This window comes from Kitasatospora sp. NPDC048296, from assembly GCF_043201815.1.
Taxonomy (GTDB): domain Bacteria; phylum Actinomycetota; class Actinomycetes; order Streptomycetales; family Streptomycetaceae; genus Kitasatospora.
Genome location: NZ_JBICZB010000016.1, coordinates 66,722 through 85,549, shown reverse-complemented (window position 1 = coordinate 85,549; position 18,828 = coordinate 66,722). Strand labels below are relative to the sequence as shown.

The 18,828-nt window shown below is 71.7% G+C and carries 18 protein-coding genes; 4 read left to right on the top strand and 14 right to left on the bottom strand.

Going from position 1 to position 18,828, the window contains the following annotated elements; translation table 11 throughout:
- Positions 1 to 4 precede the first annotated feature (4 nt).
- From ACGF12_RS12850 to ACGF12_RS12810, 9 genes are all read right to left on the bottom strand, one after another.
- Positions 5 to 586 (bottom strand): cysteine dioxygenase, encoded by a 582-nt coding sequence (locus ACGF12_RS12850; protein ID WP_393028324.1) that lies wholly within the window; start codon positions 584 to 586, stop codon positions 5 to 7.
- 76 nt (positions 587 to 662) lie between these two features.
- A complete protein-coding gene (locus ACGF12_RS12845; RefSeq protein WP_380612888.1) occupies positions 663 to 1,568 on the bottom strand; it encodes a LysR family transcriptional regulator in 906 nt (301 codons plus the stop codon).
- A 159-nt stretch (positions 1,569 to 1,727) separates the two neighbouring features.
- Positions 1,728 to 2,594 carry an amino acid ABC transporter permease gene (locus tag ACGF12_RS12840; RefSeq protein ID WP_387615306.1) on the bottom strand — a complete coding sequence of 289 codons (867 nt, stop codon included), beginning with the start codon at positions 2,592 to 2,594 and terminating at the stop codon, positions 1,728 to 1,730.
- Entirely contained in the window at positions 2,591 to 3,235 is a 645-nt protein-coding gene (locus tag ACGF12_RS12835) for an amino acid ABC transporter permease (protein ID WP_393028323.1), read from the bottom strand. The genes ACGF12_RS12840 and ACGF12_RS12835 overlap by 4 nt, the downstream gene beginning before the upstream one ends.
- 12 nt (positions 3,236 to 3,247) lie before the next feature.
- Positions 3,248 to 4,150, bottom strand: coding sequence for a glutamate ABC transporter substrate-binding protein (locus ACGF12_RS12830; RefSeq protein WP_393028363.1), 903 nt, complete (start codon positions 4,148 to 4,150; stop codon positions 3,248 to 3,250).
- 30 nt (positions 4,151 to 4,180) lie between these two features.
- Complete coding sequence (locus ACGF12_RS12825; protein WP_393028362.1) at positions 4,181 to 4,909, bottom strand: amino acid ABC transporter ATP-binding protein; 729 nt, start codon at positions 4,907 to 4,909, stop codon at positions 4,181 to 4,183.
- A 47-nt stretch (positions 4,910 to 4,956) separates the two neighbouring features.
- Positions 4,957 to 5,202 (bottom strand): lipopolysaccharide assembly protein LapA domain-containing protein, encoded by a 246-nt coding sequence (locus tag ACGF12_RS12820; RefSeq protein ID WP_380612846.1) that lies wholly within the window; start codon positions 5,200 to 5,202, stop codon positions 4,957 to 4,959.
- A gap of 140 nt (positions 5,203 to 5,342) precedes the next feature.
- Entirely contained in the window at positions 5,343 to 7,115 is a 1,773-nt protein-coding gene (locus ACGF12_RS12815; protein WP_393028322.1) for an ABC transporter ATP-binding protein, read from the bottom strand.
- Positions 7,112 to 9,079 (bottom strand): ABC transporter transmembrane domain-containing protein, encoded by a 1,968-nt coding sequence (locus ACGF12_RS12810; protein ID WP_393028321.1) that lies wholly within the window; start codon positions 9,077 to 9,079, stop codon positions 7,112 to 7,114. The genes ACGF12_RS12815 and ACGF12_RS12810 overlap by 4 nt, the downstream gene beginning before the upstream one ends.
- A gap of 499 nt (positions 9,080 to 9,578) precedes the next feature.
- Between ACGF12_RS12810 and ACGF12_RS12805 the strand changes: the two genes are divergently transcribed.
- Entirely contained in the window at positions 9,579 to 10,442 is an 864-nt protein-coding gene (locus ACGF12_RS12805) for an aldo/keto reductase (RefSeq protein WP_393028320.1), read from the top strand.
- 185 nt (positions 10,443 to 10,627) lie between these two features.
- On the opposite strand, the gene ACGF12_RS12800 is transcribed toward ACGF12_RS12805, so the two are convergent.
- Entirely contained in the window at positions 10,628 to 11,494 is an 867-nt protein-coding gene (locus tag ACGF12_RS12800; RefSeq protein WP_393028319.1) for a MarR family winged helix-turn-helix transcriptional regulator, read from the bottom strand.
- A gap of 402 nt (positions 11,495 to 11,896) precedes the next feature.
- Here ACGF12_RS12800 and fabG point away from each other — a divergent pair, with 402 nt between their 5' ends.
- Together fabG and ACGF12_RS12790 are read left to right on the top strand one after the other, a co-directional pair.
- Complete coding sequence (gene fabG, locus ACGF12_RS12795; RefSeq protein ID WP_380612841.1) at positions 11,897 to 12,664, top strand: 3-oxoacyl-ACP reductase FabG; 768 nt, start codon at positions 11,897 to 11,899, stop codon at positions 12,662 to 12,664.
- A gap of 232 nt (positions 12,665 to 12,896) precedes the next feature.
- Entirely contained in the window at positions 12,897 to 13,682 is a 786-nt protein-coding gene (locus ACGF12_RS12790) for a phosphatase PAP2 family protein (protein ID WP_393028318.1), read from the top strand.
- Positions 13,683 to 13,758: 76 nt separating this feature from the next.
- On the opposite strand, the gene ACGF12_RS12785 is transcribed toward ACGF12_RS12790, so the two are convergent.
- Positions 13,759 to 13,977 (bottom strand): I78 family peptidase inhibitor, encoded by a 219-nt coding sequence (locus ACGF12_RS12785; RefSeq protein ID WP_393028317.1) that lies wholly within the window; start codon positions 13,975 to 13,977, stop codon positions 13,759 to 13,761.
- Between the two features lie 77 nt (positions 13,978 to 14,054).
- Here ACGF12_RS12785 and ACGF12_RS12780 point away from each other — a divergent pair, with 77 nt between their 5' ends.
- Complete coding sequence (locus ACGF12_RS12780) at positions 14,055 to 14,327, top strand: DUF6343 family protein (protein WP_393028316.1); 273 nt, start codon at positions 14,055 to 14,057, stop codon at positions 14,325 to 14,327.
- 68 nt (positions 14,328 to 14,395) lie between these two features.
- Here ACGF12_RS12780 and ACGF12_RS12775 read toward each other — a convergent pair whose 3' ends face one another.
- The 3 genes from ACGF12_RS12775 to hpnH all read right to left on the bottom strand — a co-directional run bounded on the left by ACGF12_RS12775 (position 14,396) and on the right by hpnH (position 18,826).
- Positions 14,396 to 15,796, bottom strand: a complete 1,401-nt coding sequence (locus ACGF12_RS12775) for an aspartate aminotransferase family protein (RefSeq protein ID WP_393028315.1) — start codon at positions 15,794 to 15,796, stop codon at positions 14,396 to 14,398.
- Positions 15,786 to 17,696, bottom strand: coding sequence for a 1-deoxy-D-xylulose-5-phosphate synthase (dxs, locus tag ACGF12_RS12770; protein WP_393028314.1), 1,911 nt, complete (start codon positions 17,694 to 17,696; stop codon positions 15,786 to 15,788). Before dxs ends, ACGF12_RS12775 begins: the two co-directional genes overlap by 11 nt.
- A gap of 101 nt (positions 17,697 to 17,797) precedes the next feature.
- A complete protein-coding gene (gene hpnH, locus ACGF12_RS12765) occupies positions 17,798 to 18,826 on the bottom strand; it encodes an adenosyl-hopene transferase HpnH (protein ID WP_387615344.1) in 1,029 nt (342 codons plus the stop codon).
- Positions 18,827 to 18,828: the final 2 nt, after the last annotated feature.

The window sequence follows — 18,828 nt, the reverse complement described above, 5'->3', positions numbered from 1 at the left end:
CCGCTCACCGCTCCTGATCGGCGGGGAGCCGGTAGACCCGCCGGATGCTGGTGCCGAGCCGCGAGATGTCCGCGCCGTACACGTGGATGGAGATCGCCGTGCTGCTACAGGAGTTGCGCACCAGGTGGATGTCGCCGGGCGGGGCGAAGGCGGCGACGGTCCCGGCCGGGCCCGCCACGTGCTCGGTCTCGACCAGCCGGGCACTGCGCCCGTCGGAGACCAGCCGGTAGCGGATCTCGCTCTCCTGGCCCTGGTGGACACCGGCCACGCACCATGAGACGTGGTCGTGGATCGGGGTCTGCTGCCCGGGCAGCCAGACCAGGGCGACGACGGAGAAGCCGCCGTCCTCCTCGGCGTGCACGACGTGCTGGCGGTAGCGCTGCGGGTCGCCCTCGCGCTGGGCGGGGGTGAGCAGCGCGTCCGGGCCGTCGGGGTCGGCGAGCAGGTGCGGGGCGAGGCGCTCACCGACCAGGTAGGCGGTGAGTTCCGGGGGCAGTCCGCGGTCCACGACGGCGCGGATCTCACTGATCAGCGCGGTCATCCGCTCGGTGCGCCGGTCGGTGCCGACCGTGGTGGGGGGTGTCATGGCAGCAGGTTCGGGCCTACTGACCTATCACGTCCAACGAGGGTTCTTAAGCCATACCCCCACTAGTGCTTATGGATCAGCATCCGACCCGGCTCGCCGCCGCCTGCCGGAGGTGGTCCAGCACCAGTCCGGTGGCCGGGATCCGCCGGTGCTCGCTCAGCACGTACGCGCTCACCTGCCGGCGCAGGTGGGGTTCGACGGCCCGCCCGGTGACCTTGCGGTGGCACATGAAGGAGAGCACCAGGGCGGGCATCAGCGCGATCCCGACCCCGGCGGCGACCAGGCTCTGCACTGCGAGGTTGTCGTCGGTGGAGAACACGATGTCGGGCGCGAAGCCCTCCTCGGCGCAGACGTGCAGCAGGTTGGCCCGACAACGCGGACAGCCGGCGATCCAGCGCTCGCCGTCCAGGTCGGCGAGCCGTACGGCGTGCCGGCGGCCGAGCGGGTGCCCGACCGGCAGCAGCACGGTGAGCAGGTCCTCCATCAGCGGGATCTCGTCCAGGCCGTCCGGCACGTCGGTCGCCGCGCCCGGGTAGCGGAAGGCCAGCGCGATGTCGCACTCGCCGCGCAGCAGCCGCTGGACGGAGTCCGGCGGCTCGGCCTCCAGCAGCTCGACCCGCACGCCGGGGTGTTCGGCGAGCAGTCGGGCCATCGCCTCGGGTATCAGGGTGGCGTTGGCGCTGGGGAAGGCGCAGACCCGGACCCGTCCGGCGCGCAGCCGGGCGAGCGCGGCGAGCTGCTGCTGGGCGGCGGAGAGGCTGCCGAGGATCAGTTCGGCGTGCCGGGAGAGCGCCTCGCCGGCCTCGGTGAGCCGCAGGCCGCGCCCGGCGCGGGTGAACAGCGGTACGCCGACGCTGCGTTCGAGGGCCTTCATCTGCTGGGTGATGGCGGGCTGGGTGTAGCCGAGTTCCCGGGCCGCGGCCGAGTAGGAACCGGCCCGGACCACCTCGTGGAACGTCCTGATGTGCCGCGAGTCGAACACCGGCTCCATGGCCCCTCCGCCCGGTCGTCTCCGCCCTTCCCTGCAATCATAAGAGGAATTTGGAGGTAGCGACCCTGCCCCCACCCGCACCTATGGTTCAGTCCCGAACCAAGCTTCCCACTGCCGCAGCCCCACTGCCCCGAACTCACTGCGCCGAACTCACTGCGCCGAGGGCGGCAACCCCATCGCGACCCCGGCCTTCGCCACCGGAGCCCCGCCGCGCACGCTCGGGCTGCGCCGGCTGCGCCGCTCGACGAAGCGGGCGAGCCAGGACAGCAGCAGACACATGCCGATGTAGATCGGCGCGATCACGATCACCACCGGGATGAACGGCAGGTCGTAGTCCAGGTTGGTGGCGATCAGCTTGCCCGCGTGCAGGAACTCCTCGTAGGTGATCAGGAACCCCAGCGAGGTGTCCTTGAGCGCGACCACCAGCTGGCTGATGATGACCGGCAGCATCGCCCGGTTGGCCTGCGGCACCAGCACGTACACCATCACCTGGGTCTTGCGCATGCCCAGCGCGTACGCCGCCTCCCGCTGCCCCTTGGGCACCGCGAGCACGCCGGCCCGGAACACCTCGGCCAGTACCGAGCCGTTGTAGAGCACCAGCCCGGTCACCAGCGCCCACAGCGGCTGCACCTTGAGGGCGACGAAGACGAAGAAGATCATCACCAGCAGCGGCATGGCCCGGAAGAACTCCACCACCAGCGTGGCGAACCAGCGCACCACCCGGTGGTCGGACAGCCGCCCGGCCGCGAACAGCGCGCCGAAGGGCAGCGCGAACAGTGCCGTCCAGCCGAAGGCCCGCAGGGTGTTGCCCAGCCCGCGCAGCAGCAGATCCTGCACGCCCCGGTACTCGAAAGGCTCCCACTTGGCGTAGGTGAACTGCTGGGTGTGGAACAGCATGTAGACGACCCAGCCGATCAGCGCCGCGATCAGCAGCAGCGCGATCCCGCCGTACAGCCGGTGCCGGGCCAGCGCCTTCGGGCCGGGGATGTCGTACAGCGCCGAGGATTCAACGGTCATCGGGACACCGCCACTCGTCGTTCCAGCAGGTTAAAAACGGCGCTGACGGCGAAGGTGATGATCAGGTAGCCGACGGCGATCCAGACGAAGGTCCAGACAATGCTGTAGCCCAGCTCGTTGATGGTCCGGTAGGTGCCCAGCAGTTCGGTGACGCTGAAGGAGCCGGCGATCGCCGAGTTCTTGACCAGCGCGATCATCACACTGCCGATCGGCCCCACCACCGAACGGTACGCCTGCGGCAGCACCACCAGGCCCATCGTCTGCCCGAAGCTCAGGCCCAGGCTGCGGGCCGCCTCGCCCTGCCCGGACGGCACGGTGTTGATGCCCGAGCGCATCGCCTCGCAGACGAAGGCCGAGGTGTAGCAGCCGAGTGCCAGCACCGCGAAGGTGTAGAAGGGCAGGGTGATGTTGAACCGGGGCAGGCCCAGCACCACGATGAAGAACAGCAGGGTCAGCGGCGTGTTGCGCAGCAGCGTCACCCACACCGTCCCGAACACCCGCAGCGGCCGCACCGGCGAGACCCGGAAGCCCGCGATCAGCACGCCCAGCACCAGCGACAGCACGGCGCTCACCGCGAACAGCGAGAGCGTGCCGAGGAAGCCGTCCCAGTAGGTCGACCAGTTGTCGGTCAGCGTTTTCACGGCGCGGCCCTCTCAGTACCGGTCGATCGGCGGCGGGGTGGGCGCGGGCTCCCCGGACAGGCCGAGGGTCGCGTGGAAGGCCTTCGTCCAGTCGCCGTTCTGCTCGTGGTGCGCCAGCGCGTCGTCCAGCGCGTCGCGCAGCACGGTGTCGTTCTTCGGCGTCCCGATCCCGTACGGCTCGGTCGAGAACAGCGGGCCGACCACCTTGAGCTCGTCGGGCACCTTGGCCGCGTAGCCCAGCAGGATCGCGTTGTCGGTGGTGACGGCGTCGACCTGGCCGGTGATCAGGTTGTCGACGCAGGCCGAGTAGGTGTCGTAGCCGATCAGGTGCGCCTTGGGGTACTGCGACTGGATTCGCTGGTACGGCGTCGAGCCGGCCGCCGAGCAGACCTTCTTGCCGTCGAGGTCCTGCGGCCCGTGGATGCTGTTGTCGTTCTTGCGCACCAGCAGCGACTGCCCGGCGAGGAAGTACGGTCCGGCGAAGCCGACCAGCTTCTTCCGGTTGTCGTTGATGGTGTACGTGCCGACGTAGTAGTCCACCTGGCCGTTCTGCAGCGCGGTCTCGCGGTTGGCCGAGGCGATGGTCTTGAACTGGATGTTCTCCGGCCCGAAGCCCAGCGAGGCGCCGACCATCTTGGCGATCTCGATGTCGAAGCCGGAGTACACGCCGGTGGCCGGGTTCTTCTGGCCCAGGTAGGGCTGGTCCTCCTTGACCCCGACCACCAGGTGACCCCGGGCGCGGGCGGCGTCCAGGGTCGGCGAGCCGGTGATCGAGGAGGCGTCCTGCACCTGGTAGCTGGGCAGCGCACTGGGCTGGGGGCCCCTGGGCGGCGGGGTGCCGGCCTTGCCGCAGCCGGCCGCCAGAGCGGTGAGCAGCAGGGCGGCGGCGAGCAGGCGGCGGCGCGCCCGCGCGATGGGCGTCGTCTTACGGGTCACGGCGCCGCCTCAGTGCTTCAGGATCTTGGACAGGAAGTCCCGGGCGCGCTCGCTCTCGGGGGCGCTGAAGAACTCCTCCGGGGCGCGGTCCTCGACGATCCGTCCGTCGGCCATGAACACCACCCGGTTCGCCGAGGCCCGGGCGAAGCCCATCTCGTGGGTGACCACGACCATCGTCATGCCCTCGCTGGCGAGTTGGCGCATGACGTCCAGCACCTCGTTGATCATCTCGGGGTCGAGTGCCGAGGTCGGCTCGTCGAACAGCAGCGCCTTGGGGTCCATCGCCAGCGCCCGGGCGATCGCCACCCGCTGCTGCTGGCCGCCGGAGAGCTGGGCCGGGTACTTGTCGGCATGCGCCACGAGGCCGACCCGCTCCAGCAGCGAGCGGGATTTGGCGTCCGCCTCGGCCTTGGGACGGCCACGGACCTTGATCTGAGCGAGCGAGACGTTCTGCAGCACGGTCTTGTGCGCGAACAGGTTGAAGGACTGGAACACCATGCCGACCTCGGCACGCAGCTTGGCCAGGCCCTTGCCCTCCTCGGGCAGCGGCTGGCCGTCGATCACGATGGTGCCGCGCTCGATCGACTCCAGCCGGTTGATCGCCCGGCAGAGCGTGGACTTGCCGGATCCGGAGGGGCCGATCACCACGACGACCTCGCCGCGGCCGACCGTCAGCTCGATGTCCTGCAGCACGTGCAGGTCCCCGAAGTGCTTGTTGACCCCGTGCAGCTCGATCAGCGGGGTGAAGGCCGAGGAGCCGGTCGGGGCCGGCCCGGGAGCGGTGGTCACCGGCCGCGCCGTCCCTTCATCAGCCAGCCCAGCACGGCGCCGGCGACCAGCGTGGCCAGCAGCGTGATCCAGAGCGGCGCGGTGACGGTGAACACCCAGAACTGGATCTTGACCTTGTCGAGGTTGGCGAACAGGAACCACACCGCCAGGATCACGATGGCGCCGATCCCGATGTACCGCGTGGGGATCCCGCCGATCTCGCTGCGCTGGGGGCGGGACGAGCCGTCTGAAATCTTGGTCACCGGAGCAGTCTGCTGGCCGGGGCGGCGACTTGCCCGGTTACGCGCCCTTACGGGCAAGGGAGTAACCCGCACGGGGCAATCCGACCCCGTGCGGGTTTACCGATCTACGTCTTCTGGAGCGCGTTGACCTCCCCCGACCGCTACCGCTCGTCCCGCCAGGAGCGCCACAGCGCGGCGTACGGGCCGCCGACCGCGACCAGTTCCGGGTGGCTGCCGTACTCGCTGATCCGCCCGCCCTCGACCACGGCGATCACGTCCGCGTCGTGCGCGGTGTGCAGCCGGTGGGCGATGGCGATGACCGTCCGGCCCTCCAGCACCCGGGAGAGCAAACGCTCCAGGTGCCGGGCGGCACGCGGATCCAGCAGCGAGGTGGCCTCGTCCAGCACCAGGGTGTGCGGGTCGGCCAGCACCAGCCGGGCCAGGGCCAGTTGCTGGGCCTGCGGCGGGGTCAGGGAGGTGCCGCCGGAGCCGACCTCGGTGTCCAGCCCGTCCGGCAGGGCGTCCACCCAGGCCCCGGCGTCCACCGCGTCCAGCGCGGCCCGCAGTTCGGTGTCGTCCGCCTCGGGCGCGGCCAGCCGCAGGTTGTCCCGCAGGGTGCCGACGAACACGTGGTGCTCCTGGTTCACCAATGCGACCTCCGCGCGGACCCGCTCGGCCGGCATCCTGGACAGCGCGGCCCCGCCGAGGGTGACGCTGCCGCGGCCGGGCGCGTAGATGCCGGCCAGCAGCCGCCCGAGGGTGGACTTGCCCGCCCCGGACGGGCCGACCAGCGCGACCCGACTGCCCGGGACGACGTCCAGGCTGATCCCGTGCAGGACGTCGGCGCCCTCGCGGTAGCCGAAGCGGACGTCCCGGGCCTCGACCCGGCGGCCGTCCGGCTGGACGGACTCGTCCTCCTCGTGCTCCGGCACCTCGTGCACACCGACCAGCCGGGCCAGCGAAGCCTGCCCGATCTGCAGTTCGTCGTACCAGCGCAGGATCAGGTCCACCGGGCCGATGAGCATCTGCGTGTACAGCACGCCGGTGGTCAACTGGCCGACGGTCAGCCAGCCCTTGAGGGTGAACAGCCCGCCGACCATCAGGGTGGTGAGCACCGCCGAGGTGTAGACCGCGTCAATGGTCGGGAACCAGACCGAGCGCAGCCACAGGGTGTACCGCTCCCAGGCCAGCCACTCTCCCAGCTTGCGGTCGGTCAGCCGGACCCGCTGCTCGCCCAGCCGCAGCGCCTCCACCGTCCGCCCGGCGTCCACCGTCTCGGCCAGCACGTTGCTCACCGCGGCGTACCCGGCCGACTCGTTGCGGTAGGACTGCGGCGCGCGCCGGAAGTACCAGCGGGAGCTGAGCAGCAGCAGCGGCAAACCGACCAACGAGGTCAGCGCGAGCAGCGGCGAGGTGACCAGCAGGGCGCCGAGCACCAGCAGCAACGACACGACGGCGACGGCGAGTTCGGGCACGGCCTCGCGCACCGACTTGTCCAGCCGGTCGATGTCGGTGGTGCCCCGGGAGACCAGGTCCCCGGTGCCGGCCCGCTCCAGCACACCGGTGGGCAGCGCGACCGAGCGGACCAGGAAGTCCTCCCGCAGGTCGGCCAGCACCCGTTCACCGAGGACTGCGCCGCGCATCCGCGACCAGCCGGTGAACGCGGACTGCACCGCCAGCGCCAGCAGGTACCAGCCGACCGCCACCGCGATGGTGGCCCCGGCCGTGCCGGTGGCCAGCGACTCGACCAGGCTGCCGAGCACCCAGGGCCCGACCAGCCCGGCCAGGGTGGCCATCGAGTGCAGCGCCACCACCCCGGCGAACCCGCCCCGGTGCCGCGCCGCGAGCTGCCGCAGGTACCCGCGCACGGCAGCCGGGGAGCCGACCGGCAGGGTGGTGACCGGCCCCTGCTCCTGATGGACGGGGGGCTTCATGACGTACTCCTCACGTGCGGTACCGGACAGTTGACGCGGGTGGTCACACCGGCTCCGTGACTCGCCCGCTCGTCTCCGGGCGGTTCCGGTCCGGTGCCGACGCTCTCCGCTCCGGCGCTCCCTCCGCCGTCGGTCGCCGGTCGCTCCTCGCTCTCGGCACCGGCGATCCCTTCGACTCGGGGCGGGACCGGGGCGCTCTCCTCGTCCCGGGTGACCACGGCCCGGTACGCCGGCTCGGTGCACATCAGCTCGCGGTGCCGCCCGGCCGCGACCGCCCGGCCGCCCTGCAGCAGTACCACCCGATCGGCCTGGTCGAGCAGCAGCGGGCTGGTCGCGAACACCACGGTGGTGCGCCCCGCCCGGGTGTCCCGCAGCCCGGTGGCGATCCGGGACTCGGTGTGGGCGTCCACCGCGCTGGTGGGCTCGTCCAGCACCAGGACCGGCGGGTCCGCCAGCAGCGCGCGGGCCAGGGCCAGCCGCTGGCGCTGCCCGCCGGAGAGCGAGCGCCCCCGCTCGGTGACGCGGGCGAGCATCGGGTCTCCCGCGCAGTCCGGCGAGCCGTCCGCCAGTGCCTCCAGCACGTCCTCGCAGCGGGCCGCGGCCAGCGCCTCGGCCACCGGGACCCGGCCCGAGGAGGGGATGTCCAACAGCTCGGCGAGGGTGCCGGAGAGCAGCACCGGCTCCTTGTCGTGGACCAGCACCGCCGCCCGGGCCTCGGCCAGCGGCACCGCGTCCAGCTCCGTGCCGCCGAGCCGGACGGAGGGCGGCGGCTCCTCGCCCTCGGCCGACGGCCCCTCCCCCTCGGCCGACGGGACGTGCCCGCCGAGCCGCTCGGCGAGCGCCCCTGCGAAGTCCGGGTCCCCGCAGACCACCGCGGTCAGCTCACCGGCCCGGGCGGTCAGCCCGGTCTCCGGGTCGTGCAGGTCGGCCTTGCCAGGCCGGGTCAGCGCGGCCCCGGCCGCTCCACTGGTCCGATTGAGCGAGAGCACCCGCACGGCCCGCCCGGCGGAGACCCGGGCCACGCTCCAGGCGTGCGCCGCCTCACCGAGGATCCGCAGCGGCGCGGCCAGGAAGGCGGTCGCGCCGTACACCGCGATCAGGGTGCCGACGGCTAGCTCGCCGGAGGCCGCCAGCCGGGCGCCGTACCATGTCACCCCGACCACGAACAGGCCCGGCAGCAGAACCTGTTGGGCCTGCATCAGCGACCAGACCCGGGCCGAGCGCACCGCGGCCGACCGGACCTTCTGGGAGGCCGCCCGGTACCGCTCCAGGAACAGCTCCTCGCCGCCGATGCCGCGCAGCACCCGCAGCCCGGCCACCGTGTCGGCGGCCAGCTCGGTGGCCTTGCCACCGAGCTCGCGCTGCTTCTCGTAGCGCCGCTCGAACGGCCCGATCAGCGGCCAGACCGAGGCGGCCAGCACCGGGACGCCGAGCAGCACCCCGATCCCGAGCACCGGTTCGACCACCAGCACCACCGAGCTGACGGCCAGCCAGACGATCACCGCGGCCCGGACCCGGGCGACCAGCTCGACGTACCAGCCGATCCGCTCGACGTCCCCGCTGCCGACCGCGACCACCTCGCCGGTGGCGATCCGCCGGGACAGCCCGGCCCCCAGCCGGGAAGCCTGCCCGGCGACCAACTGCCTTACGTGGCAGGCGGCGTGGATCCAGTTCCAGACCGCCTGCCGGTGCAGCAGCACGGCGCCGAGCGCGGCGGCCGCGGACAGCAGCAGTCCGAGCGCGCCGGCCCGCCAGATCCCGGCGGCGTCGCCGTCCACGGCGGCCTGCACGCCTCGCCCGAGCGCTATCGGCATCGCGGCCTGGGCGCCCATCTCCAGCAGCGCCCAGCAGGTGGCGAGCACCTGCCCGCGCCGCTGGGCGCGCTGCAACCAGCGCAGGAAGGCCAGGGGTGAGGAGAGGTCGGGACTGCCGGGGTCGGCCAGCGGCAAGGGGGTGAGCAGCATGACACTCCGATGCGGAAGGTGCGGAGGTACGGGGGCGCGAGGGTGCGGGCGCGTGCGGAGGGCCGAGAGGGCGCACAGGCACGGACCCGACGGAACGGGCGAAGGACGCACGGCGCAGCGGCGCGGCGACGTCGACACGTCCGGGGGGAGAGGCCGGACGGACAAGGGTTGGGCACGAAGGGCCCGGATCTCAGGAGGTCATGTCAGCGAGCCTGCCAAGCCCGATGTGATCCACGCAACAGGTTTTTCGCCGCCCCCGATCCCGGCGCCCCGCCCCCCGACCCCGTCGAGCCCCCGCTGACGGGCCCACTGACGGCCCGCTGGCGCCCCACTGACGGCCCGGCACCGGCGCGCCGCCGCCCGCCGCGGACGACCCGGGCGCACGCCACGCCGTCGTAAAGCTTCGCCAAAGATTCGCCCGACCGGCGGGAACAATCGCCTCGGGGCGCCAGTTGGCCCCACTGGAACCAGCAACCACCAGGAGAGGTCCCCCCTTCCCGTGAGCAACATCCCCAGCGTCACCCTGAACGACGGCGCTTCCATCCCCCAGCTCGGCTTCGGCGTGTGGCAGGTCCCGGACGGCGAGGCCACCGCCGCCGTCCGCACCGCGATCGAGGCGGGCTACCGCTCCATCGACACCGCGGCGATCTACGAGAACGAGGCCGGCACGGGCGCCGCGATCGCCGAGGCCCTGGCGGGCGGCGTCGCCCGCGAGGACCTCTACATCACCACCAAGCTGTGGAACTCGGGCACCCGGGACTGGTCCGGCGAGCAGGGCCGGGACGCGGTGCTGCGCGAGTTCGACGCCTCGCTGGCCAAGCTCGGCCTCGACTACATCGACCTGTACCTGATCCACTGGCCGCGCCCGATGCACGGCAGCTACCTGAACGTCTGGAAGGCCCTGGAGCAGCTGAAGGCGGACGGCCGGGTCAAGTCGATCGGCGTCTCCAACTTCGGCACCGAGCAGCTGACCCGGGTGCTGGACGAGGCCTCGGTCGTCCCGGTGCTGAACCAGGTCGAGCTGCACCCGTACTTCCCGCAGGAGGAGCTGCGCGCCTTCCACGCCCAGCACGGCATCGCCACCGAGGCGTGGAGCCCGCTGGGCCAGGGCGGCGAGCTGCTGGCCGAGCCGGCGCTGGTGAAGATCGCCGAGAAGCACGGCCGTACGGTCGCGCAGGTGGTGCTCCGCTGGCACCTGCAGAACGGCGTGATCGCCATCCCGAAGTCGGTCACCCCGTCCCGCATCCGGGAGAACCTGGACGTCACCGGCTTCGAGCTGGACGCCGAGGACCTCACGGCGATCGCCTCCGTCGCCACCGGCAAGCGGATCGGCCCGGACCCGCAGGGGTTCGACTGGAACTGACGCCCGACGCGGGGGCGCCGGCGCGGCGCCCCCGCTGGGGAGAACACTGGCCAACGGCCAGTCATATCGAAGTACCGCCCATCCCGATCAGGGAGGGCGGTACTTCGGCGTGCTCGGATTCGCCGACGGCCGCAGATCTCAGACGCCTTGGCGAATCGTTTTGGCTGGGCTTACACAGGCTTTGCCTAGAGCCTGGCGGCCTTGGCGATGAGCGCGAGCGCGGCCTCGTGCTCCTCCTCCGCCAGCGGCGAGAGCAGCAGCCGCTGAACCTCGGCCACCCCGGCGGCCGAGCGGTGCAGCAGGTCCTGGCCCGCCGGCGAGAGCGAGAGCAGGTTGCGGCGACCGTCCGAGGGGTCGCGCCGACGCTGCACCAGACCGCGGCGCACCAGCCGGCTGACCATCTCGGCCATCGTGGCCTTGTCCAGCGAGGCCAGCTCGCCGACCGTGCGCTGGTCCGCGCCCGGCTCCAGCTCCAGCGCGTCCAGCACGGCGTACTGCGGGGCCGTCAGCTCCGCGCCGACGTGCTCCGACCAGAGCTTGGTGTGCACCTGCTGGCCGACCCTGATCAGGTAGCCGATCGCCCGCTGGGCGTCCAGTATCGGCCGCGCGTCCGAGAACACGGCGACCGCGGCGGGCTCCAGCCTGGCTATCTTGGCCATCACCCGGACGACCTCGACCTGCTCGTCAGGGGTGAGCGGCTCGAACAGCACCCGCTGCACGCGGACCACACCGCCGGTGGCCTCACGAACCGCCTGGGCGCCGCTCTGCGAGAGCGCGAGCAGCTTGCGCCGGCCGTCGGCCGGGTCGCGCCTTCGCAGCACGAGGCCGCGGCGGACCAGCCGCGCGACCATCTCCGCCATCGTGGCCTTGTCGAGCGAGGCACGCTCGCCGACCGTGCGCTGGTCCGCGCCCGGTTCGAGGGCGAGCACCAGCAGGACCGCGAACTGCGGAGCCGTGAGATCGGCTCCGACGTGCTCGGACCACAGCCGGGTGTGAACCTGCTGTGCAACGCGAATGAGGTGTCCGGGCGACTGCTGCAGTCGCGCCGACACACGGGTTGTCGGGATCTCCCCCAGCACCATGTATCCGTCCCGATGTCACACCCGGTGTGTGTGGGACACCCGGGCGGGGCAGTAACGGCGAGTGGGCGTCCAGCTATGAGGGAGGGCGCTCCAGCCGTGCAGCCGGTGGCTGCTGGCGGACACTATACAAACGGCGGGCCCTTGCTGGCAGGCAGGGGCGGATAGTAGACGCAGGTTCGGCAACATTGGCATATTTACGCGCCGCCAAGCCCTTGCGGTAACCCGTTCTCAGCAGAAAGCCGACCGGTCGGTCCTTACCGACCGTCACCTGCGCCTCTCCACCCTGGCCGTACCCCCTACCCGCCGGTAGGGTGTGGGCACCCTCTCCGGGGGCACTCCCCCGGAGGCACCCCGAGAGAGACGAGAGCGCGCATGACCGAGCAGAGCACCGCCACCCGGGTCGCCGTCGTCACCGGCGCCGCCCGCGGCCTGGGCGCCGCCACCGCCGTCCGGCTGGCCGCCGACGGCTACGCGGTCGCCGTCCTGGACCTGGACGAGACCGCCGGCAAGGACACCGTCGACCGGATCACCGCCGCCGGCGGCCGGGCACTGGCCGTCGGCGCCGACGTCTCGGACGCCGAGCAGGTCCAGGCAGCCGTCGACCGCGTGGTCGCCGAGCTCGGCACCCCGGTCGTGCTCGTCAACAACGCGGGCGTGCTCCGTGACAACCTCCTCTTCAAGATGTCCGAGTCCGACTGGGACACGGTCATGAACGTCCACCTGCGCGGCGCCTTCCTGATGACCCGCGCGGTGCAGAAGCACATGGTCGACGCCGGTTTCGGGCGCATCGTCAACCTGTCCTCCTCGTCGGCCCAGGGCAACCGCGGCCAGGCCAACTACTCCGCCGCCAAGGCCGGACTCCAGGGCTTCACCAAGACTTTGGCCATTGAGCTGGGCAAGTTCGGCATCACCGCCAACGCGGTCGCCCCCGGCTTCATCGCCACGGACATGACAGCAGCCACCGCGGCCCGGGTCGGCATGGACTTCGAAGACTTCAAGCGGGCCGCGGCCTCTCAGATCCCGGTCCAGCGGGTCGGCGAACCCGAGGATGTCGCCCACACGATCTCCTTCCTCGCCAGCGAGGGCGCCGGCTTCGTCTCCGGACAGGTGATCTACGTGGCGGGCGGCCCCCTCGACTGAGCACGGAACCTACACAGGGTTACCACGGAGCGGGAGGCCGGGCGGACCGGCCGCCCGCTCCGCTTTCTTTACCGGGGCTTTTGGAGAATCATTCGAAGACCACACTGGTTTTCGATCCAGGAATACCGGAAATCACTCCCCGGGCCACCTCGTGGACGACCTAATTGTCGATTTCGCGGGAAGATGACAATTCCCTCCGAAATAGCCCCGGTCGGGTGGGTAAGGTCGCCCCGTGCAATCCAGAAGTACCGCCGCCCGCATTCCGCGACAGGAGTCGGAACGCCGCATCGCCGACCACCGGGAGCTCCGGACTCCCGACCGCGCCCCCGAGGGGGTGACCCCCGGGAGCGGCGAGCTCGGCTGGCCCCCGATGAGCCGCCGCCGGGCCGCCCTGCTCGCCGCCACCTGCGGCGTCTACCTGCTGGTGCTGGCCGGAGTCCTGCTCAACACCGACCTGGTCGACCTCGACTGGTCGGTCCGCCTGCTCCGGCCCTACGACCGGTGGCCCAGCCTGGAGCCGCTGCTCGCCACCTGGGTGGTCGCCGGGCAGCGCGGGCCCAGCGCCATCGCCGCTTTCGTCTGGCTCACCTGGCGCGCCCACCGCCTCGGGCGGCTGCGCCCGCTGCTGGTCATGGGCGTCGCGCTGCTGCTGCTGAACATCACGGTCGGCGCGGTCAAGATCGTCACCGGACGGCTCGGGCCGCACTACGCCCAGTACGTCGGCTCGCCCGAGCTCTTCTCCGGCGGCACCATCTTCCCCTCCGGGCACACCGCCAACGCCGTGGTCACCTGGGGCGTGCTCGCCTACCTCGCGGTCCGCTGGCGGCGCACCGGCGCGCTGATCGCCGCTGCCACCGCCTGCTCGATCGGCCTGACCACGGTCTACCTGGGCACCCACTGGGTCAGCGACGTGCTGGCCGGCTGGGCCGCCGGGCTGCTGGTGCTGCTCTCACTGCCGCTGCTGGAACCGCTGGTCGCCGCCGCCGAACAACGCCTCCACCGCCGGTTCACCCGCTGACCCCGACGGCCACCCCGGCCCGCGCACACCGAACCCCGCGCACACCGAACCGCGCACGCCCCGCCCACCGGACGCGCTACCCCTCCCAGCTGCGCTCGACCACGCCGTCCCGCACCGCGAGGTTGAGCCGACCCTCCCGGTACTCCATGGTGATCATCTGCCCGGGCTCCAGCACCCGGACCGAGGCCCAGCCGTGCCGCCGGGCCAACTCCCGGGCGCGCTCGATCCGCAGCCCCGCGTACCCCTCGGCGTCCTCCCCCATCGCGCCCGCCCCCGCGTTGTCCGACCCCGTCATCGCGCCTCCCCCGGCTCGCCCCTCGGACGTACGCTGGAATCGTAGCCCGCACCCGCGCGGCCCGGAGGTGACCGGCCATGCGCACCACGACCCCGCGACGGTGGCGCAGCGGAACCGAGCCGTCCACCGCCCGCAGCGACCTCAAGCTCCGGTACATGCTCTCGCTCACCTTCACCCCGCTGTTCGCGCTGAGCACCGTGGGCTTCGCCGTCTGGGCGGCCCTCTCCCCCGTCAACGGCGCTCCCAGCCGGGGCACCCTCACCGGATTCGCCGTCGCCCTCGGCCTGCTCACCCTGTTCGCCGCCGTCGATCTCGTGGTGGTCATCCGGCGCCGCCGGACCGAACTCTGACGCGGTGTCTCCCACGGAGTGGGCAGCCGACCCGGCCGACTGCCCATTCCCTGCACGGGGACGGGGCGTCAGCGGTTGCCGACCGCCTGCTTCACCAGCGTCCGCCCGAAGTCCCACATCAGGCCGTTCCCCCGGTGCGCCTCGTCCATGATCTCGGTGAAGGCGTCCACGAACCGGTCCACGTCCCGATCGGTGATGATCAGCGGCGGGATCAGCTTGATCACTTCCAGGTGGTCTCCGGACACCTGGGTCAGGATCCGGTGCCGCTGCAGCAGCGGGACGACCACCATCTGCGCGAACAGCCCCTTGCGCGCAGCCTGCAGGGCGGTCCACCCGGTGCGCAGCTTCAGCGACTTGGGCCGGCCGAACTCGATGCCGATCATCAGCCCGCGGCCGCGCACCTCGGCGAGCAGCTCGTACCTGTCGGTCAGCGCGGCCAGCCGCTCGCGGAACCGGTCGCCGACCTGCCGGGCGTTCTCCACCACCTTCTCGTCGCGCATCACCTCCAGGGTCGCCAGCCCCGCCGCCATCGCCTGGGCGTTGGACCCGAAGCTGGCCGAGTGCACCAGCACCCGGTCCATCGAGGAGTACACCTTCTCGAAGATCCAGCCCTTGCCGAGCGTCGCCCCGACCGGCACGTACCCGCCGGAGAGCGCCTTGGCGACGCACACCAGGTCGGGTAGCACGCCCTCCTCGCTCTGGTAGGCGAAGAACTCGCCGGTGCGGCCGATCCCGGTCTGCACCTCGTCGCAGATCAGCAGCGCCCTGTGGTCGTGCAGCAGCGCCTGGGCGGCGCGCAGCCAGCCGGGCGGCGGTGCCTGGACGCCCTTGCCCTGGATCGGCTCGACGATCAGCGCCGCGACGTCGCCGCGCTTCAGCTCCTTGGCCAGCGCGCCGATGTCGCCGAGCGGGATGGCGGTGTCCGGCAGCAGCGGGTCGAAGCCCTTGCGGAAGCCGCTCTCCCCGTTGACCGAGAGCGAGCCGGCGGTCAGCCCGTGGAAGGCGTGGTCGGCGTAGAGGATCCGCTTGCGTCCGGTGACGTAGCGGGCGAACTTGAGCGCGGTCTCCACCGCCTCGGTGCCGCTGTTGCCGAAGAACACCCGGTCCAGTCCCGGCGCGTACGACAACAGCCGCTCGGCCAGCAGTCCGGGCAGCGGCGAGCAGTCGAAGCGGACCAGGTCCGGCAGGTCCAGGTCCATCACCTGCTGGATCGCCGAGCGCACCACCGGGTGGTGCCGGCCGAGCGCGAAGATGCCGAAGCCGGCCAGCATGTCGAGGTACTCGTTGCCCTCGGCGTCGTAGAAGTACTGGCCTTCGGCGCGCTCGTAGTACTTGTCGAAGCCGATGGTGTGGAGCATCCGCGGCAGCTGCGGGTTGAGGTAGCGGCTGTGCAGCTCGTAGCGCTCACCGCCGCGTTCGGCGACGAGGGCGGCGAGGTCGAAAGCGGGGCGGTCTGGGTCAACCGGCATGGCGCGGATTCGCTCCTCGGGTCGGTAGCAGGTTCTTGGCGAAGACGGCGGTCTGGGCCGCGACCCCGGTGCCGGTCAGGCCGGTCTCCTCCAGGATCTCCCCGCGCGCCGCGTGGCCGAGGAACTCCTGCGGCAGGCCCAGCACCCGCACCGGAACGTCCACGTCGGCGTCGCGCAGCGCCTGCGAGACGGCCGAACCGACGCCGCCGATCCGGCCGTTGTCCTCGACGGTGACCACCAGCCGGTGGGCGGCGGCGAGGTCGGGCAGCTCCGGGTCCACCGGCTTGACCCAGCGCGGGTCGACCACGGTCGCGGTGAAGCCCTCGGCGAGCAGCAGCCGGGCGGCGTCCAGGCAGGCCGAGGCGGTGGTGCCGACGGCGACCAGCAGGATCTCCGGCACCGCGCCGGTGCGCAGCAGCACGTCCATCCCGCCGATCCGTTCGATCGCCGCGACGGCGGGCCCGACGTTCCCCTTGGGGAAGCGCACCACGGTGGGGGCGTCCTCGACCGCGACGGCCTCGCGCAGCTGGGCCCGCAGCTGGTCGGCGTCGCGCGGCGCGGCCAGCCGCAGTCCGGGGACGACCTGGAGGATCGACAGGTCCCACATGCCGTTGTGCGAGGCACCGTCCGGCCCGGTCACCCCGGAGCGGTCGAGTACGAAGGTGACGCCCAGCCGGTGCAGGGCGACGTCCATCAGCACCTGGTCGAAGGCCCGGTTGAGGAAGGTCGCGTACACCGCGACCACCGGGTGCAGCCCGCCGGTGGCCAGGCCCGCCGCGCTGGTGACGGCGTGCTGCTCGGCGATCCCGACGTCGAAGGTCCGGTGCGGGTAGGCCTTGGCGAACGGTCCCAGCCCGACCGGCTGGAGCATCGCGGCGGTGATCGCCACCAGCTCGGGCCGCTCGGCGCCGAGCTCGACCAGTTCCGCGCCGAACACGGAGGTCCAGGAGACCCCGGCGCTGGGCGAGATCGGCAGGCAGGTGTACGGGTCGATCGGGTTGACGGCATGGAAGCGGTCGGCCTCGTCCTGCTCGGCCGGCAGGTAGCCGCGCCCCTTGACGGTCAGGCAGTGCACGATGACCGGGCCGCCGAAGTTGCGGGCCTGGCGCAGCGCCTGTTCGACCGCGCCCAGGTCGTGACCGTCGATGGGCCCGAGGTACTTGAGCCCGAGGTCCTCGAACATGCCCTGCGGCGCGAAGGCGTCCTTGAACCCCTTCTTGGCGCCGTGCAGCGCGTCGAAGATCGGCTGACCGACCAGCGGGGTGCGCTGCAGCGCCTCCTTGCCGAGGGCGAGGAAGCGCTCGTAGCCCTGGGTGGTGCGCAGGGTGGCCAGGTGGTGGGCCAGGCCGCCGATGGTCCTGGCGTAGGAGCGCTCGTTGTCGTTGACGACGATGACCACCGGCCGGTCACGCGCCTCGGCGATGTTGTTGAGCGCCTCCCAGGCGAGCCCGCCGGTGAGCGCGCCGTCGCCGATCACCGCGACGGTGTGCCGGTCGCGCTGGCCGAGCAGCTGGGCAGCCTTGGCCAGCCCGTCGGCGTAGGACAGCGCGGTGGAGGCGTGCGAGTTCTCCACCAGGTCGTGTTCGGACTCGGCCCGCGAGGGGTAGCCGGACAGCCCGCCCTTCGTCCGCAGTTTCGAGAAGTCCTGCCGGCCGGTGAGCAGCTTGTGGACGTAGCTCTGGTGCCCAGTGTCGAAGACGATCCGGTCGTACGGCGAGTCGAAGACCCGGTGCAGCGCGATGGTCAGCTCCACCACGCCGAGGTTGGGCCCGAGGTGGCCGCCGGTGCGGGTGACGGCGTCGATCAGGAAGTCGCGGATCTCGTCGGCGAGCAGCGGGAGTTCGGACGCGGGCAGCTTGCGCAGCTCGGCCGGGGATGTGACGCGGGAGAGCAGTGACATGGGTACACCTCACGACTCGATGCGGTGCGGCGGTGACTGCGCCCGAGGGGGCGGGGCCGGCCCGGGCACCGCGGCCCGGGCCGGCCTGAGCACGACCGGGCTCAGTGCCCGCGGTTGGCGCTGACGGTCTCGGTGATGGCGCGCAGCGACTGCTGGAGCGAGCCCATGGTCGCGAGGACGGCGGTCGGCTCGTAGCCGCAGTGGGCCATGCAGTTCTCGCAGCGCGGATCCTTGCCGCGGCCGTACTTGCTCCAGTCGGTCTTCTCGACCAGCTCGCGGTAGGTCGGCACGTAGCCGTCGGCCATCAGGTAGCAGGGCCGCTGCCAGCCGAACAGCGAGTAGTTGGGGATGCCCCAGGGGGTGCACTCGAAGTCGGCCTTGCCCTCCAGGAAGTCCAGGAAGAGCGGGCTGTGGTTGAGCCGCCAGCGCTGGCGGTTGCCGCCGGCGAAGGCCTTGCGGAACAGTTCGCGGGTCTGCTCGACGCCGAGGAAGTGCTCCTGGTCGGGGGCCTTCTCGTAGGCGTAGGCCGGGGAGATCATCATCTCGTCCACCTTCAACTCGTCGTTGAGGTAGTCGAGTACGTCGATGACCGTCTGCGCCGTGTCGGTGTTGAAGAAGGTGCTGTTGGTGGTGACCCGGAAGCCGCGCCGCTTGGCCTCCTTGATCGCGGCCACCGCCTCGTCGAAGGTGCCTTCCTTGGCCACCGACTCGTCGTGCCGCTCGCGCAGGCCGTCGATGTGCACGGCGAAGGTGAAGTACGGCGAGGGCTTGAACTTGTCGATCTTCTTGCGCAGCAGCAGCGCGTTGGTGCAGAGGAAGACGTACTTGCGGCGCTCCACCAGTTGTCGGACGATCTCGTCGATCTGCGGGTGCATCAGCGGCTCGCCGCCGGCGATCGAGACCATCGGGGCACCCGACTCCAGGACCGCGCCGACCGCCTGCGCGACGGGCATCCGCTGCTTGAGGACGCCCGCCGGGTGCTGGATCTTGCCGCAGCCCTCGCAGGCGAGGTTGCACGCGAACAGCGGTTCCAGCTCGACGATCAGCGGGAACTTGTCCCGGCGCTTGAGCAGCTTCTGCTGCAGCAGGTAGGTGCCGACCCGCACGGTCTGGCGCAACGGCATGGCCATGG

Coding starts and splice junctions, on each gene's coding strand:
- ACGF12_RS12840 (WP_387615306.1), bottom strand. CDS start 2,594: ATGACCGTTGAATCCTCGGCGCTGTACGACATCCCCGGCCCGAAGGCG.
- hpnH (WP_387615344.1), bottom strand. CDS start 18,826: ATGGCCATGCCGTTGCGCCAGACCGTGCGGGTCGGCACCTACCTGCTG.
- ACGF12_RS12850 (WP_393028324.1), bottom strand. CDS start 586: ATGACACCCCCCACCACGGTCGGCACCGACCGGCGCACCGAGCGGATG.
- ACGF12_RS12815 (WP_393028322.1), bottom strand. CDS start 7,115: ATGAAGCCCCCCGTCCATCAGGAGCAGGGGCCGGTCACCACCCTGCCG.
- ACGF12_RS12785 (WP_393028317.1), bottom strand. CDS start 13,977: ATGACGGGGTCGGACAACGCGGGGGCGGGCGCGATGGGGGAGGACGCC.
- ACGF12_RS12810 (WP_393028321.1), bottom strand. CDS start 9,079: ATGCTGCTCACCCCCTTGCCGCTGGCCGACCCCGGCAGTCCCGACCTC.
- ACGF12_RS12775 (WP_393028315.1), bottom strand. CDS start 15,796: ATGCCGGTTGACCCAGACCGCCCCGCTTTCGACCTCGCCGCCCTCGTC.
- ACGF12_RS12780 (WP_393028316.1), top strand. CDS start 14,055: ATGCGCACCACGACCCCGCGACGGTGGCGCAGCGGAACCGAGCCGTCC.
- fabG (WP_380612841.1), top strand. CDS start 11,897: ATGACCGAGCAGAGCACCGCCACCCGGGTCGCCGTCGTCACCGGCGCC.
- dxs (WP_393028314.1), bottom strand. CDS start 17,696: ATGTCACTGCTCTCCCGCGTCACATCCCCGGCCGAGCTGCGCAAGCTG.